The following is a 17,406-nucleotide window of genomic DNA, read 5'->3' on the forward strand; positions in this document are numbered from 1 at the left end:
TTTCAGAAGGCCGATGGGCTTGATTCTGCGTGGTCCGCTACCGCGTCCATTAGACTTTGATTCGAGAAGAGCTCGCATATCAACCATTACCTGATCATGCGGGACGTTCGGGTACGGGCTTTTAAGCGAAGCCTGCACCTTGGAGCGGAACCAGCAGTCATAGCTGGCGGCATGTTCGTCAGTTTCGAACTTTGGGGTGGTGGTGGAAAGCTCGGTGCTCACATTGACCTCCGGGATCGCTGTCGTCGCTGGCAAGGTGGTCTGTCATTTGCCGGTCCAGCTGTTCATTGCGCGATAGATCGTAAACACCAGACTTCCGACGGCCAACCGCAAACTTTCGTAGGATTCTTCCGGCCGATTCCGAGGTTTTCAACGCTCTCTGACAAGGCAAAACAGCGGGTTAAATGCCACTCGACAGTGTTTGTTTAATCGGCCTACAGGTTACTTCGTGAAAGCCACAACGCCTTGCGTCGTTGCCTACAGGTACGCCAGAATCCGCCGGCTTGTGCGCCTTGGGGGTCGTCGGTAACTTGATTCGGGTCACTGATTGTCGGTGATCGGGTTTAGTAGCCCGGCCAAGGTTAGAACGGTCGCATGAGTATCATCAGTCAGGCATCCGCCTGTGTTTGATGGTGGCTGTGCGCATGGCGCCCCCGGGCGCGCCGGTTCCTCACCTTGCCGGTCTACTAACTTGCGCACAGCTGCCACCCTTTCGTTTAGTAGCGAACTGGTGCTGCCCTACTTAAAGGTAAGTATCTATGTTCAAGGTAACGCCAAATCCGCCGGAATCCGATCCGGCCTCCCCGTACGAAAGCCCCGATTCAAAGCAATTCCACCAAGCCGCCGAGCGCGCGCTCGATCACCACCTCAACCCCGGCACCAACATCATGGCCACCCCGCGCACACCCAGCACGATGTTCATCGTCAATCCCGAACTCAGTACCGAAACCCTTCTGGTGCATGCCAGCGAGTCGCTGGCGTCGGCCAATGTCATGGCCAACGATCTGGTGGATCATCTGGAAGGGACAAGCCGCAATGCGCTGTTGGGGATTGCGCAGGTGATCATGCTGGGGGAACTGGCGGTCAATCGGGCGCTGGATCGGCTTGATCCGCCTTAGTCATCCGAGTCAGCGCAAAACAAACTGTGGGAGCGAGCTTGCTCGCGATGGCGGTGTGTCAGACACATCAATGTTGAATGTGCTGCCGCTATCGCGAGCAAGCTCGCTCCCACAGGGGGACGGCGTCGCTGATCACTACACCATACGTCAGGCCAGACTCTCGCTGATCTGCGCCGCCAGTTGCCCCAGCATCCCCGGCACCTCCTGGACCATCTCGCCCATGCGCGCAAAGTCGTGGGTCATGCCGGCCTTGACCTCCAACACCAGGGGTTGCCCCGCAGTATGCAGTTTCTCGGCCCAGGCCAGGCCTTCATCGAGCAACGGGTCGTATTCGGCCAGCCACAGGACGGTGGGTGTCAGACTTTGCAAACGCTCGACGTACAGCGGTGAAAAACGCCAGTCGCTGCGGTCGGCTTCGCCGCGTTGATATTGTTGATAGAACCATTCCAACGTGGTGGCTTCCAGCAGATAGCCTTCGGCGAATCGCTCGAGGGACGGGCGTTTTTTTACCGCGTCGATCACCGGGTACAGCAGCACTTGCAGACGAGGCACAAGCGGCCATCCCAACGGGTCCTGGGCGATGGCGATGCACAGCGAGGCCACCAGGCTGCCGCCGACGCTGTCCCCCGCCAGCGCAATGCGCCTGGCGTCCAGCCCCAGCGCCTTGGCTCCGGTGATGGCCAGCCAACGCGTGATGTCTTCGGCATCGTTGTAAGCGGTGGGGAAACGGTGTTCCGGCGCCAGGCGATAGTCCGCCGACAACACGGCAAACTCCCCCGCCAGCGCCAGGCGCCGGCACAGGGTGTCGTGGGAATCGAGGCTGCCCACCACGTAGCCGCCGCCATGGAAGTACAGCAACACCGGGCGCGGCTCGTTGTCCGGTTGTGGTTTGGCGTACAGCCGCGCATTGAGCACATGCCCATCCCGTGCAGCAATGCTGACCTCCGTCACCGTCAACGCCCCCGTCGGGGCCGCATCGAGCAACTGCGAAGTCTGTTCGAACTGCTGCCGCGCTTCGCTCGGGTTCAGCTCATGCATGGGTTGGCTTTTGCCGCTGAGGCGGCCGAACTCGGCCAGCTCTAGAAACCCTTCGATGTCCGGGTGCAGTGCCATGGGCGGTAGTCTCCAAAAATAAAAAGCTCGCCCAATAAACGAACCGTGAGGACCGTTCATTAGGGCGTCATCCTGTTCAATGAAGAATCTCCCAGGCCGAACAAGAAACCTGTGGCGAGGGGGCTTGCCCCCGTTGGGTCGCGAAGCGGCCCCAGAACCAGCGTTTGAGATTAGTCAGACATACCGCGTTGTTCGGGTTTGCGACTGCTTCGCAGCCGAACGGGGGCAAGCCCCCTCGCCACAGGTTTTCCCCTCATCACAAGTAAACGGCTTAAGACTGCGGCACCACCTCCCGGCCAAGCGCAGCCACCACGGCGTCCAGGCACTCCTCCTGCTGCAGGATATCGAAGTGGCCGGCCGTTACCGTTTGCACCTTGCGCAGCCGTGGTCGCTGACGCTCCAGGGTCGCGCGTTCGGTCGTCGGGTTGCCATCGGCCCACCAGCAATGCAGCTCGGCCTGCGGAATCGGCAAGGTCTCGACCTGCCGCGACAGCGTCTTCAACCGCGTGCTGACCATGAACGTCTGGGCCAACTCATCGGCACCGAGCAGCGCGTAGCCGCTGGCCTGATCGCTTTCGCTGTCGATCACCGCACGAATGATCCGCGCCACTGCCTCGTGGTCCCCCGTCGACTCGGTACTCAACACCCGGGCAATCACCTCGCCATCCATGCCCAAGGTTGCACCGAGGAACTCGGCCAGATCCGTGCGCCACTCATCCGGGCTGGCGACGGCATTGACCTGGGTCGGCACAAAGCTGTCCACCAGGCCGACAAACGCCACTCGCTGGCCCTGCTGTTCGAACAAGTCACTCACCATCAACGCCAACGCCCCGCCCAGCGACCAACCCAGCACGTGGTACGGCCCCTGGGATTGCCGGGCGCGGATCGCCTCGACGTAATCTTGGGCCATCTGCGAAAGCGAGCTGTCGTGCCACTGCCGGTCGAGCAGCATCCGGCATTGCACGCCGTACACCGTGCGCTCGCCATCCAGGCGCCGGGCCAACGGCTCGTAGTCGAACACCGTGCCGAAACCGGCGTGCAGGCAGAACAGCGGCGGCTGATCATTCACCACCTGGTTTAGCAGCAACAGCGGTTGCGGACTCTGTCGCAGCGGCTGTTCATCGACACCGGACAACCCGGCAATCGTCGGCTTGGCCATCATGTCCCGCAGCTTGAGCTGGAAGCCCGGCTCGTTCAGGGCACGGACTTTCGAGATCACCTTGAGGGTGCGCAGCGAATCGCCGCCCAACTCGAAGAAGTTGTCGGTAATGCCAACCTTCTCGATGCCCAGCACCTGTTGCCAGATATCCGCCAGCGCCCATTCCAGCGGCGTGCGCGGCGCCACGTAGTCACGGCCGGTGAAGGCCGGGTCCGGCAAGGCCTTGCGATCGAGCTTGCCGTTGGGGGTCAACGGGAAGCGCGGCAGCACCACGACCTGGGTCGGCACCATGTAGTCAGGCAGGCTCTCGCGCAATGCCGCCTGGCAACGCGGGCCGAGGCCATCGTCTTGCGCCGCTACCACATAGCCCACCAGTTGCGGCCCCTGCCCGTTGTCACGCACCACCACCAGCGCATCGTTGACCCCGGCCTGCTCGCGCAAGCGGGCTTCGATTTCGCCCAGCTCGATGCGGAAGCCGCGCACCTTGACCTGGTGGTCGATACGCCCGACGTAATCGAACACGCCATCCTCGCGACGGCGCACCAGGTCGCCGGTGCGGTACAGGCGCCCGCCTTCAGTGCTGAAAGGATCGGCGACGAAGCGCTCGGCGCTCTGCCACGGGTGACGATGGTAGCCACGCGCGACACCCCGTCCGCCGATGTACAACTCACCGACCACGCCCACCGGCAGCGGGTTGAGGTCCATGTCCAGTACATGCAGGCTGCGGCTGCCGACGCGTTGACCAATCGGCGCATACATCGCCTGGCAGTGGCCGTCGGCGGCGATTTTCCACAGCAGCGGTGTGACCACGGTTTCCGTCGGCCCATAGCCGTTGACCAGGAACTGCGGCTTGAGTGTGTGCTTGACCCGCTCGAACGTGGCGTCCGGCACCGCGTCGCCACCGAAGCAATAGATGCGCACCGGCGGCGGGTCGCCGCCCTGCAATTCGGCGTGTTCGGCCAGTTGCAGCAGATAGGCCGGCGGGAAGCAGGCGACGCTGATGCGCTGGCGGTGCAGCACCGCCAGGGTCTGCTCGGCGGTCCACAGATTGTTGTCGCGGATCACCAGGGTCGAGCCGCTGGTCAGCGCAGTGATCCAGCGTTCATGGGCGCCGTCGAAGGCGAACGACATGAAATGCAGCTCGCGATTGTCCGGGTCCATCTCGTACAGTTCGGCGATGGCTTGCACGTGCATGCTCAAAGGCCCGTGGGCGACGGCGACGCTTTTCGGCTTGCCGGTGGAGCCCGAGGTGTAGATCAGGTAGGCCAGTTGCTCGGCGTGCACGGAACTCGATGGCACCGCCACATCGACGTTGAGGTTCAAGCGATCCACTGCGACCATCGCCGTGCCCGGATTGAGTTGCGCGCTATCGCACAGACGCTCCTGGGTCAGCAGCAAGCGCATGTCGCTGTCGGCCATCATGTAGCGCAGGCGTTCCTGCGGGTATTGCGGGTCCAGCGGCACGTAGGCCGCACCGCACTTCATCACCGCCAGCAGCGACACCACCAACTCCAGCGATCGCTCCATGAACACGCCGATCACGTCTTCGGTCTGCACGCCTTGCTCCAGCAGATGCACTGCCAGGGCATCGGAGCGACGGTCCAGCTCGGCATAACTCAACTGCTCGGCGTCGCGATCGGCATAACTGAGCACCAGCGCCGTGTGATCCGGTTGCAGTCGCGCACGCTGACGGATCAGTTCGTGCACTGGCGTCTCGTCACCCTCAGGCACCACCGGTGGTTCGCCGTCCAGCGCCCGGCCTTCGTCCTGGGTCAGCAGACCCAGCTCACCGACGGCGCGCCCGGCGTCGTCGCACAAGCGCTGCATCAGGCTTTCCATGTGGCTGCGCAGGATTTCCACGGTGGCCAGATCGAACTGATCGCGCTGGTGCATGTACTCGATGCGCAGCCCCTCGTCGAGGCTGACCATCAGGTCCATGGCGAAGCTGGTCAGGCCGAAATCGGAGACGTCCTCGAAGCGCAGGGAATCGCCGTTCCACTCGCGAAGGGTACGGTCCACCGGCTGGTTTTCGAACACGATGATGCTGTCGAACAACGACTGCCCGCCCTGCCCGGCCCAGCGCTGAATATCACTGAGCGGGGTTTGCTGGAAGTCGCGGATGTCGAGGTTGAAGGCCTGGATCTCCCGCAGCCAGTCGCCGACGCTGGCTTCGGTCGGCACCGTGTTGACCACCGGCAAGGTGTTGATGAACAGCCCGAGCATGTTCTCCGAGCCGTTGAGTGTTTCCGGGCGCCCGGACACCGTGGCGCCGAACGTCACCGTGCGCTGGCCGGTGTAGCGCTGTAACAGCAACAGCCACGCGGCTTGCACCAGGGTGTTGAGGGTCACTTGCTGTTGCTGGGCAAAGGCCTGAAAACCCGCGGTCTGCCCGGCGCTCAGGTGCGTATAGATCGCGTGATAACCGGTTTGCGGCGCCTTGACCGGCAGTGCGCGGGCCAGGTGCGTGGCGCCTTCGAGGTTACTGAGTTTGTCTTTCCAGAACGCCTCGCTGGCCTCGGCGACTTGCTGGCCGAGCCAGTCGATGTAGTCGCGATAGGCGGCCACCGGCTCGTGCTCCTCGCCGCTGTAATGGCGCAGCACTTCACCGATCAGGCGCGACACGCTCCAGCCATCCATGAGGATGTGGTGGTAGGTCCAGATCAGGCGATAGCGGTCGTCTTCCAGGCGCACCAGCAATAGGCGCAACAGCGGCGCGCGGTTCAACGAGAAGCCGCGTTCGCGCTCCTCGAGGGCCAGTTGGCGGACGCGCTCAGGCTGATCATCGAGCCCGCGCCAGTCCAATTCAGTGAGCAGTGACGGCGCGTCACGCAGCACCACTTGCAGCGGTTCCTTGTCGCCTTCCCAGAGGAATGCGGTGCGCAGAATCCCGTGACGTTGGGCAGCATCCGCCCAGGCTGCACGGAAACGCGCACCGTCGACGCCGCGCACACCCACTTCGATCTGATTGACGTACAGCCCCGAGTCGCCGTCCTGCACCGAGTGGAACAGCATGCCCTGCTGCATCGGCGACAGCGGATAAACATCCTCGACTTCGTCCGCTGTCAGTTCCAGCGCCTGATACTGCGCGTCACTCAGTTCGATGTTCGCGGTCGGTGCAAACACCGTCTGTACGGCTTGATCTGCCGTGAGCGGTTGAGCGACCGCGGCCAGTTCGGCGATGGTCGGATGGCTGAACACATCTTTGGGCGAAATGCTCAACCCGGCCTTGCGTGCGCGACTGACAGCCTGGATCGAGACGATTGAATCGCCGCCCAGTTCGAAGAAGTTGTCGTGCATGCCAATCTGCGGCACTTCGAACAACGCCTGCCACACGGCTTGCAGCGTCGCTTCCACGGCACTGCGCGGCGCAACGTATTCGCGCACTTGCAGGTCCGGTTGCGGCAATGCGCGGCGGTCGAGCTTGCCGTTGGGCGTTACCGGAAACTGATCGAGCAACAGCACGTGGCTCGGCTGCATGTGCTCGGGCAGTGCGTTGCGCAGGTGTTGTTTGAGTGGATCAACGGCAGCAGGACCTACGACGTAAGCCACCAATTGCTTGGACTTGCCAACGTCGAGGGCGATCACCACGGCCTCGCGCACCGATGAATGCTCCAGCAGGCAGGCTTCGATTTCCCCCAGCTCGATGCGCAAGCCGCGGATCTTCACTTGATGGTCGATGCGCCCGACGTATTCGATCACGCCGTCCTCGCGGTAACGCGCCAGGTCGCCGGTGCGGTACAGGCGCTCACCCTGCTCACCGAACGGGCTGGCGACGAAGCGTTCGGCAGTCAGCTCCGGACGGTTGTGATAACCACGGGCCAGGCCGATGCCACCCAGATACAGCTCACCCACACAACCTTGCACTTGCGGTTGCAGTCTGTCGTCGAGGATGTAGGTCACCAGGTTGGCAATCGGCAGACCGATCGGCACGCTGAAGCCGCCGTCGTCGACACAAGTCCAGTGGGTCACGTCGATGGCCGCTTCGGTCGGGCCGTACAGGTTGTACAGGCCAACGTTGGGCAGCACGCGGAACAGGCTGTGCTGCAAGTCCGCCGACAGGGCTTCGCCGCTGCACATGACCTGTCGCAGGCTGGCGCAACGCTCGAAGCCTTCGCCCTGAACGAACGCCTGCAGCATCGACGGCACGAAATGCAGGGTGCTGACCCGGTACTGCTCGATCAGGCTGACCAGTTGCGCCGGATCGCGATGGGCACCCGGCTCGGCCACGGCCAGGCGTGCACCGGTCATCAATGGCCAGAAAAACTCCCAGACCGACACGTCGAAACTGAACGGGGTTTTCTGCAAGACGGTGTCGCGCCCGTCCAGCGGATAGGCGCCCTGCATCCACGCCAAGCGGTTGTACAAGGCCTCATGGTGGTTGGCCGCGCCCTTGGGTTTGCCGGTGGAACCGGAGGTGTAGATCATGTAGGCCAGCGATTGCAGCTCGACCACACAGGGCAGGTTTTCGTTGCTCAGGCCGTCCAGCAAACCGGCCATGTCATCGAGACAAATCGCCGTGGCGGCGGGCGGAATCGGCAACTGCTCAAGCAAATGACGCTGGGTCAGCAGCAGGTGTACGCCGCTGTCGTCGAACATGTGCTCCAGGCGTTCGCGCGGGTAGTCCGGGTCCAGCGGCACGTAGGCGCCACCGGCCTTCATGATCGCCAGCAGGCCGATCACCAGTTCCAGCGAACGCTCGGCGGCAATGCCCACCAGCACTTCGGCGCCGACGCCCTGGCTGCGCAGGTGGTGCGCCAGCCGGTTGGCCTGTTGGTTGAGTTCGCGATAGCTGAGGGTCTGGCCGGCAAACACCAGGGCCGGGGCCTCCGGGGTTTGCAGCACCTGGGCTTCGAAGCACTGGTAAACCGGACGCACATCCGGCCAGGCCTGCGCGGTGCGGTTGAAACCCTCGATCTGCTGCGCCGTTTGTGCGGCATCGAGCAGGTTCAAGCGCCCCAATGGCTGCTGCGGCGCACTGACCATGGCATCGAGCAATGCCAGCAGACGTGTGCTCAAGCCTTCAATGGCTTCTGCGCTGAACAGCGCCGTGTCGTAGTTGAAACGCAAATCCAGGCATTCACCCAGCTCGGCGGCAATGGCCAAGGGGAAGCTGGTCTGGTCGTGGTTGCTGATGCCGGAGAACTTCAGCGCGCTGGCATTGCCCTCCTCCAGCGCCTGGGCCACCGGATAGTTTTCGAACACCAGCAGCGTGTCGAACAGCGCCTCGCCAGAGTGACCGGCCCAACGCTGCACATCCGCCAGCGGTGTGTATTCGACTTCGCGCAACTTGAGGTTGAGCGCCTGTACATCATCGATCCATTGGCTGACTGTGCGCTCGGGGTGCGGTGTGGCGATCACCGGCAAGGTGTTGATGAACAGACCGATCTGCTGCTCGATGCCTTGCAACTCACTCGGACGCCCCGACACCGTGGCGCCGAACGCCACTGTTTGCTGCCCGGTGTAGCGCTGCAACAGCAACAGCCACGCCGCTTGCAGCACCGTGTTGGGCGTGACGCGGGCCTGACGGGCGAACCCGCTCAGGCGCTCGGTGGCCGCGCGATCCAGGCTCAGGTGCAGGGTGCGATGAGCATCGCCCTGCCCGGCAACCGGCCCCGGCAAGGCGCCGGCCAGTCGGGTTGGTTCGGTGAACGACTGCAATTGCTCCAGCCAGAACGCTTCGCACGCGGCGCGATCGCGGGTGCCCAACCAAGTCATGTAATCGCGATAACCGCCAACACTCGGCGCCGGCATGATTCCGCAATACCGCTGCAGCACTTCGCCGAACAACTGCGAAGTGCTCCAGCCGTCGAGCAGGATGTGGTGATTGGTGAAGATCAGGTGATGGCGGTCATCGGCGGTCTGCACCAGGGTCAGGCGCAGCAACGGCGCCAATGTCAGGTCGAAACCGCGCAGACGGTCGTCCTCGGCCAGGCGATCCAGCGCTCCGGTAACCTTGGATTGATCGCGCCAGTCGAGCACGGTCAGCGGCAGCGTGGCGTCGGCCAGGATCACTTGCAGCGGCCGCGAGCCGTTGCTTTCGCTGAAGAACGCCGCGCGCAGCACTTCATGGCGCTGCAGCGTCTGCTGCCAGGCAGCGCGGAACGCCTCGACGTCGAGCCCCTGCACATCCACGCGCATCTGCGGGACGTAGGCCCCGGCATCCGGGGCGAACAGGCTGTGAAACAGCATGCCTTGCTGCATCGGCGACAGCGGCAGGATGTCTTCGATCTGGCTGGCCGCCAGCGGCAAGGCATCCAGCTGCGCCTGATCGACACGCACCAGTGGCACGTCGCTCGGGGTCAACCCGCCGGCACCGCTCAGGCAATGTTCGATCAGCCGTTGCAGCTCCAGGGCGTAGGCATCGGCCAGACGTTGCACGGTCTGCGGGTTGAACACGTCACCGCTGAAAGTCCAGCTCAGGCGCAGTTGCCCGGCATACACCTGACCGTTGATGCTCAGGCCCCGGTCCAGTTCGACCGATGCGCCCTGCTCGGCGCCACCGCTTTCCCGGGCCGGACGCCACGGCGCCTGCTCGTCGAAGCTGGCATCGAACTGGCCCATGTAGTTGAAGGTGACGTGCGGTGACGGCAGATCCTCAAGGCCGGCGTCCGCCAGATAACGCAGGATGCCGAAGCCGATACCTTTGTCGGGCACGGCGCGCAGCTGTTCCTTGACCGCTTTGATGCTTGCAGCCAGATCGCCCGCCGGGGTGAGTTTCACCGGGAAAATCGAGGTGAACCAGCCCAGGGTACGGGTCAGGTCGATGTCGTCGAACAGGTCTTCGCGGCCATGGCCTTCCAGTTTCACCAGCGTCGAAGTTTGACCGGTCCAGTTGCCCAACACCCGCGTCAGTGCCGTCAGCAACAGGTCGTTGACCTGAGTGCGGTAAGCCGCCGGGGCGTCCTGCAGCAGTTGGCGGGTCAATGTGCTGTCGAGCAACGTTTCCACGCTCACGGCATGCTGGCTGGCCAGGCTGCCTTGGGGGTTGTCGGCGGGCAGTTGCACCTGTACGTCGCGGTACTGGTCTTGCCAGTAACTGGCTTGGCTGGCCAATGCAGCACTTTGCGCATGAGTTTGCAGGCGAGCGGCCCAGGCCTGATAGGCGCTGGTTTTCGCTGGCAGACGCAGGGGTTGAGCTTGCTGCGCTTGTTGATACGCGGTTTGCAAATCTTCCAGCAGCAATCGCCAGGACACGCCGTCCACCGCCAGATGATGCACCACCAGCAGCAGGCGCTGGCCCGCCGCGCCCATGTCCACCAGCAAGGCACGCAACAGCGGGCCGTCCTGCAGATTCAGGCTGGCCTGCGCGGCGTTGCACAGTTCCAGCAGTTCATCGGCATTGGCGGCCTGGCGCTGCCACAGCACCTCGGCACTGTTCCACTGCTCGGCCTGGGCCTGTTGCCAGACGCCGTCGACCTGACGCAACCGCAGGCGCAACCCGTCGTGATGTTCTACCAGCGCGGCCAAGGCCTGTTGCAGGCTGGCACTGTCCAGCGGCTCGCGCAGTTCCAGCAGCAGCGACTGGTTCCAGTGGTGACGGGCCTCGATGTCCTGCTCGAAGAACCAGTGCTGGATCGGCGTCAGCAGCACCTCGCCACGCACCGGCCCCTGGTCGATGACCAACCCGGCGCTGCGTACCGCGACCTTCGCCAGGCTCTGCACGGTCTGGTGCTGGAACAGGTCCCGCGGGGTGATGCGAATCCCGGCCTGACGCGCGCGGCTGACCACCTGGATCGAGATGATCGAGTCGCCGCCCAGTTCGAAGAAGTTGTCGTCGATGCCCACGCGCTCGAGCTTGAGCACGTCTTGCCAGATCGCCGCCAACTCGGTTTGCATAGCGTCCATCGGCGCGGTGTAGACCTGCTGCGCCAGCGTTGCGTCGGGCTTGGGCAATGCAGCGCGATCGAGTTTGCCGTTGCCGGTCAGCGGCCATTGGTCGAGTTTGATCAGATGCGCCGGCACCATGTAGTCCGGCAAACCGGCCTGCAAATGTTCACGCAGGGAGTTGCGCAAATCGCTGTCGCCGCCGCTCGCGGTGAACCACGCGACCAATTGCGGGCTGCCATTGACCTGCGGTGCCAGAACCAGCGCCTGCTCGATGGCCGGATGGCTTTGCAGACGATCCTGGATTTCCCCCAGTTCGATGCGGAAACCACGGATCTTCACCTGATGGTCGATACGCCCGGCGTACTCGATGCTGCCATCGGCGCAATAACGCGCCAGATCGCCAGTGCGATACAGGCGCGCGCCCGAGTCGGCGGCGAACAGGTCCGGCACAAACCGTGTGGCGGTCAGGTCTGCACGTTGGTGATAGCCGCGGGCAAGGCCGGCACCGCCGACATACAGCTCACCGACGCAGCCCTTGGCCACCGGGTTCAGGCGCGGGTCGAGCACGTACCAACGCAGATCGCCGATCGGCTCCCCCAGCGGCGAGCTATTGGCGCCATCGAGGTCGGCGCGGGACAGCGGCCGGTAGGTCACATGCACGGTGGTTTCGGTGATGCCGTACATATTGATCAGCAACGGCTGCCGGTCGTCGAAGGCGTCATACCACGGACGCAGGCTGGCCACGTCCAGCGCCTCGCCACCGAACACCACATACCGCAGGGCCATGTCTGGCGCATTGGCGCAGGCGAACGGCATCAACTGGCGAAAGGCCGAAGGGGTCTGGTTGAGTACCGTGACTCCCTCATCACTGAGCAAGCGGGCGAAGTCTTCCGGGGAGCGGCTGACCGCGTGGGGCACCACCACCAGCTTGCCGCCGTAGAACAACGCGCCAAATATTTCCCACACGGAAAAGTCGAAGGCATAGGAGTGGAACAGGCTCCACACATCCTGCGCATTGAAACCGAACCAGTGCTCGGTGGCGCTGAACAGCCGCGTCAGGTTGCTGTGGGGCAGCAGCGTGCCTTTGGGTTTGCCGGTGGAACCGGAGGTGTAGATGACGTAGGCCAGGTTCGCTGGAGCGGTCAGGTTCGGCAGGTTGTCGGCACAGGCCTCAAGCAGCCAGTCGCTGGCGTGATCGAGGCAGATCACTTCAATGCCTTCGTTCAACGGCAGCTGTAGCAACAGCGCGGAATCGGTCAGCAACAGGCGCGTGCCGCTGTCGGCGAGCATGTAGGCCAGGCGGTCCTGCGGGTATTGCGGGTCCAGCGGCACGTAGGCGCCACCGGCCTTGAGGATCGCCAACAGGCTGACGACCATCTCCAGCGAACGCTCCAGGGCAATGCCCACCAACACATCAGGGCCGACGCCGCGCTCGCGCAGGCGATGGGCGATGCGGTTGGCGCGTCGGTTCAGTTCGGCGTAAGTGAGGGTGACGCCGTCGCAGGTCACGGCGATGTTGTTCGGGTGCGCGGCGGCCTGGGCTTCAATCAGTTGATGGGCGCACAACAGGTTCGCCTGATCGCTGTTCAACCCGGCAGTGCGATTCCAGTCGAGCAATGTGGCCTGCTGCTCGGAGGCGTCGAGCATGGACAGGTCCGCCAAGGCAACCGTGCTGTCAGTGCAAATCGCCTGCAACAGATTCAGCCAGTGCCGGCCAAGACGCTCGATGGTCGAGGCGTTGAACAATTCAGTGGCGTAGACGAACGACGCGTGGATGCCCTCGTCGCCCTCGACGGTGTCGAGCATCAGATCGAACTTGGTGGTTTTCTCATCCCAGATCAGCGGTTCGACGCTCAGCCCCGGCAGGTCCCAACGTTGCGGGCCGCCACTGTCGCGCTGGTGGTTGAACATCACCTGGAACAGCGGCGTGTGGCTCAGGCTGCGCTCCACGCCCAGGCCATCGACCAGTTGCTCGAAGGGCAAATCCTGATGGGCCTGTGCGCCGAGTGCCGCGGCCTTGATCTCGGCCAGCAACTGCACAAATGGCCGGTCGGCCCGGGGCTGGCTGCGCAACACTTGGGTGTTGACGAAAAAGCCCAGCAGGTTTTCCACGTCCTGGCGGGTGCGGTTGGCAATCGGCACGCCGACACGAATGTCCTGCTCGCCGCTGTAGCGATGCAACAGTGTCTGCAACGCTGCCATCAGCACCATGAACAGGGTGCAGCCTTCGCGGCGGGCAAGATCACGCAGTTGAGCAGTCAACGCCGTGGGGATTTCCAGCTCGACGCTGGCCCCCTGTTGGCTCGGGATCGCCGGGCGACGACGGTCGGTCGGCAGGTTCAGTGGCGGGTGTTCGCGGCCCAACTGCACGCGCCAGTAATCGAGCTGGCGATCGGCCTCGCCGGCCTCCAGCCACAGCCGCTGCCAGCGGGCGAAGTCGGCGTACTGAATGCCCGGCTCCGGTAGTTGCGCGGCCTGCCCGGCGCTCAGTTGTGCATAGAGCCGGGTGAACTCCTGCAACAGGATCGGCAAGGAGCCGCCGTCGGTGACAATGTGGTGGAAGGTCAGCACCAGCACATGTTGCTGCGCATCGAGGCGGATCAAGCGGCAGCGCATCAACGGACCGTTGTGCAGGTCGAACGGCTGCTCGGCGTTCAGGGCGATCTGCCGCTGCAGTTCGGCCTCGTCGCCAGCGCTGACTTCGAGCAGCGGCGCATCCATCCGTGGGTGAATCTTTTGCAGCACTTGCCGGTCGTCGAAAACGAAGGTGGTGCGCAGCACTTCGTGACGCTGCACCAGCGCGCTCAGGGTTTGCGCCAGCGCCTCAGGGTTGAGCTCGCCGCTCAGGCGGAAGGCACCGGTCAGGTTGTAGGCAGTGGCCTGGGGCTGCATCTGCCAGAGGAACCACAAGCGCTGCTGCGCGTAGGACGCCGGCAACGTGTCGACGGCGCGGTCCCGTGGCGGGATCGGCAGCAGTTCCAGGGTCAGCCCCTGGGCATGCATCTTCTGTTGCAACGCGCGCCGGGCGTCCGCGCTCAAGCCGCAGAAACGCTGGGCCAGGGTCATCATTCTGTCCGGTGCAGCACTCATCGCGCGTGTTCCTCATCCACTTCATCGAACAACGCTTCAAGGGCGTCTACATCGTTTTCTTTATGTTCACTGTGCTGACGGAACTGCTCGATCTGCGCCGCCAGGCGTTCCAGGGTGTCACCGTCGAAAAACAGCTTGAGCGGGATCGCCAGGTTCAGTTCTTCCTGAATCCGCGCACGAATGCGCGTGGCCAGCAGCGAGTGCCCGCCGAGTTCGAAAAAGTTGTCGTGCACGCCGACGCGTTCGACGTGCAGCGCTTCGGCCCAGATCGCCGCCAGGGTTTTTTCCAGGTCGTTGCGTGGCGCGACGAAGACGCTGCGGCGCACATCGAGATCGAGCAAGGCCTGGCGATTGAGTTTGCCGTTGGGCATCAACGGGAAGCGCTCCAGCACCTGCAAGCGCGCCGGTTGCATGTGCTCGGGCAGTGCCTCGGCCAAGTGGCTGCGCAATTCGTTGAGGCGGATGTCGGCGGTGTCGGCCGGGGACACCACGAAGCCCAGCAGTTGCGGGCCGGTCGGGGTTTCCCGGGCAATCACGGCGGCGTCCTCGATGCCCGGCGCGTTGCGCATGGCCGACTCGATTTCGCCCAGCTCAATGCGGAAGCCACGGATTTTCACCTGATGATCAACCCGGCCCAGATACTCCAGCACGCCATCGGCGCGATAGCGCGCCAGGTCGCCGGTGCGGTACAGGCGCTGGCCCGCCGCCTTCGCGAACAGGTCGGGGACAAAACGCTCGGCCGTCAGCGGTGCCCGTTGCAGATAACCTCGGGCAATGCCGGCCCCGCCGACATACAACTCGCCTTCGACGCCCACGGCCACCGGTTGCAGGTCCGGACCGAGCACATGGATGCGCATGCCGGCAATCGGTTGGCCGATGGGAATGCTGTCGTCATCGTCGCTGAGGGGCAACTCCCAGGCCGAACACCACACGGTGCCCTCGGTCGGGCCGTATTCGTTGACCAGAGCCACTCCCGGCAATGCCTCGCGATGTCGCTGTACCAGTGCGTTGCTGCAGGCTTCGCCGGCGACGATCACACAGGCCAGCGCCTGGCGGTCGAGGTGTTCGAGAATCTGTGCGTGGTACGACGGCAAGGTCAGGTAGTGGGAAATCTCTTCGCGCTGGATCAGCGCCGCCAGTTGCGCCGGATCCTTGTAGCTGTCTTCGTCCGGCAGGCACAGGGTCGCGCCCTGCCCCAACGCCCAGAAAACCCCGGCCACCGAGCTGTCGAAGGAGAACGACGAGAGCATCAGGAACCCGCGCAGCGGCTGGCGATAAAAGGCATTGCGCGCCAGGGTCGAGGCCACGGCGTTGGCATGGCTGATCATCACGCCCTTGGGTTTTCCGGTGGAACCGGAGGTGTAGATGACGTAAGCCAGGTTGGCGCTGTCGCCTTGTGGCTCAGGCCGGGTTTGCGCGGCGGACCAGACTTCGGCCCCCGGCATCAGGGAAATTGTCCGCTCACCAGGCAATGCATCCGGCAGCGTTTGGCAGGCCAGCACATGGCGCGCGCCGGTATCGGCGAGCATGAACGCCAGACGCTCGATCGGGTAGTTCGGGTCCAGCGGCAAGTACGCAGCGCCAGCCTTGAGCGTGCCCAACAGGGCGATGACCATTTCCAGGGAGCGCTGGCCGTAGACCGCAACAATTTCATCCGGTGTCACGCCTTGGCCGCGCAAGGCATTGGCCACCTGATTGGAGCGCGCATCCAGTTCGGCATAGCTCAGGCGCTGACCGTTGACGCTCAGGGCGATGCGTTGCGGATGCAGGTGCGCCTGTTCGCTGAACAGTTCTTGCAGGAAGCGGAACGGCAATGCCTGCTCGGTGGCATTCGGGTTGAAGCCTTCGACCAATCGGGTCAGTTGTGCGTCATTGACCAGATTCGCCTGAGCCAGGGTCATTTCGGGCGAACCCAGCAATTGGTGACTGAACTCGACAAACTGCTCCAGCCATTCAACCAGCATCGATTCGGGCAGCGCACCGTCAAGACACGACAACTGCAACTGATCGCCCTGCACTCGCAGGCGAAGGACTTCGGGGTTGCCGTCGTCCACCTCGATAGCGCTTTCAATGGCGGCCTGATAGACGAAGCCGTAACGCAGCGGCGCGGTACCTTCGGCGCTCAGTTCGAATTCATTGAGGCAATCGAGCCACGACAGCGACTGTTCGACGCTGGCGGCAAACGCCACCAGCGCTTGTGCCAGTGTCTGCTGGCTGCGGTGATCGAAGGCCACCGGCAAACGCCGGGCGAAACGTCCGAGGGTGGCGATGGTTTGCTCGTTGCGCCCCTCCACCTGCCAGCCCATCAGCAGCTTTTCCTGGTGGCCGATGCGTGCAACGAATGCAGTCCACAGCAAAAGCGCCAATTGCTCTGCCTCAACGCCTGCTCCAGCAGCGGCCCGTTGCACGCCAGCAAGCCATGGGGCGTCAATCAGCGTTGCCTGACGACGAACCAGAGTGACTTCGACGGCTTTTTCGAACGGCACGCGATGAGCCACGACGAACTGCGATTGCAGGTTGCGCCAGAACGCCGCGCCCTGGTGGCCGATGTCCTCTTCGCGCAGTTCTTCCTGCCATGCGCTGTAGTCCAGGTATTGCAGCTCGTCCTCGTCGTCGGCCAGGGTTTCACCGCGCAACAGGCTGCCAAGTTCACTCGCCAGCACCCGCAGCGATGCCTCGTCGATGCTGCATGCCGGGGCCAGCAGGGTGATGAAAGGCTGCCCTGCCTCGTCTTCAACCTGCGCCACCACCAGCGCCTGATTCGAATCTTCAACCATGACTTCACGGCTGCGGCTCAAGGCCTCGGCCACTGAAGGCTGGTTACCCAGCAGGGTGAGCGGCAACCCATCGCACAGGCTCTGCACCGGCCACTTCATGCCCGGCAGACGACGGTACAGCGTGCGTAGGATTTCATGGCGCTGACTGAGTGTTTCCAGTGCCCTGCGCAATGCCTGGGCGTCCACTGGCCGGGCGACCGGCAACGTCAGCGCGGCGAACAGCGGTCGTGCGCCCAGCTCCTGGACCCGTAAATAAAAGGCCTGCTGGGCCGAAGTCTGGAATACGTCTACCGAAGGTTCGAGGGCGGTGGTGTTCATGTCG

4 protein-coding genes and 2 pseudogenes are annotated in these 17,406 nt (G+C 63.6%); 1 reads left to right on the plus strand and 5 read right to left on the minus strand.

What is annotated here, in order from left to right; all coding sequences use genetic code 11:
- Window positions 1-33 precede the first annotated feature (33 nt).
- A pseudogene (gene relB, locus AC1RDQ_RS03430) lies at window positions 34-222 on the minus strand (type II toxin-antitoxin system RelB family antitoxin); the annotation flags it as partial.
- 536 nt (window positions 223-758) lie between these two features.
- Between relB and AC1RDQ_RS03435 the strand changes: the two are divergent.
- A complete protein-coding gene (locus AC1RDQ_RS03435; protein WP_340316054.1) occupies window positions 759-1,118 on the plus strand; it encodes a DUF6124 family protein in 360 nt (119 codons plus the stop codon).
- Window positions 1,119-1,265: 147 nt separating this feature from the next.
- On the opposite strand, the gene AC1RDQ_RS03440 is transcribed toward AC1RDQ_RS03435, so the two are convergent.
- The 4 genes and pseudogenes from AC1RDQ_RS03440 to AC1RDQ_RS03455 all read right to left on the minus strand — a co-directional run bounded on the left by AC1RDQ_RS03440 (window position 1,266) and on the right by AC1RDQ_RS03455 (window position 17,402).
- Window positions 1,266-2,231, minus strand: a complete 966-nt coding sequence (locus AC1RDQ_RS03440) for an alpha/beta hydrolase (protein WP_492586326.1) — start codon at window positions 2,229-2,231, stop codon at window positions 1,266-1,268.
- Between the two features lie 271 nt (window positions 2,232-2,502).
- Window positions 2,503-6,687 carry an amino acid adenylation domain-containing protein gene (locus AC1RDQ_RS03445; protein WP_492586400.1) on the minus strand — a complete coding sequence of 1,395 codons (4,185 nt, stop codon included), beginning with the start codon at window positions 6,685-6,687 and terminating at the stop codon, window positions 2,503-2,505.
- A 135-nt stretch (window positions 6,688-6,822) separates the two neighbouring features.
- Window positions 6,823-14,307 (minus strand): annotated as a pseudogene (locus AC1RDQ_RS03450) (amino acid adenylation domain-containing protein); the annotation flags it as partial.
- A complete protein-coding gene (locus tag AC1RDQ_RS03455) occupies window positions 14,304-17,402 on the minus strand; it encodes a non-ribosomal peptide synthetase (protein WP_492586328.1) in 3,099 nt (1,032 codons plus the stop codon). The gene AC1RDQ_RS03455 and the pseudogene AC1RDQ_RS03450, both read right to left, overlap by 4 nt.
- Window positions 17,403-17,406 lie beyond the last annotated feature (4 nt).

It is taken from the genome of Pseudomonas sp. GW823-FHT02E01 (assembly GCF_058797535.1).

Coding starts and splice junctions, on each gene's coding strand:
- AC1RDQ_RS03435 (WP_340316054.1), top strand. CDS start 759: ATGTTCAAGGTAACGCCAAATCCGCCGGAATCCGATCCGGCCTCCCCG.
- AC1RDQ_RS03440 (WP_492586326.1), bottom strand. CDS start 2,231: ATGGCACTGCACCCGGACATCGAAGGGTTTCTAGAGCTGGCCGAGTTC.
- AC1RDQ_RS03445 (WP_492586400.1), bottom strand. CDS start 6,687: ATGCACGACAACTTCTTCGAACTGGGCGGCGATTCAATCGTCTCGATC.
- AC1RDQ_RS03455 (WP_492586328.1), bottom strand. CDS start 17,402: ATGAACACCACCGCCCTCGAACCTTCGGTAGACGTATTCCAGACTTCG.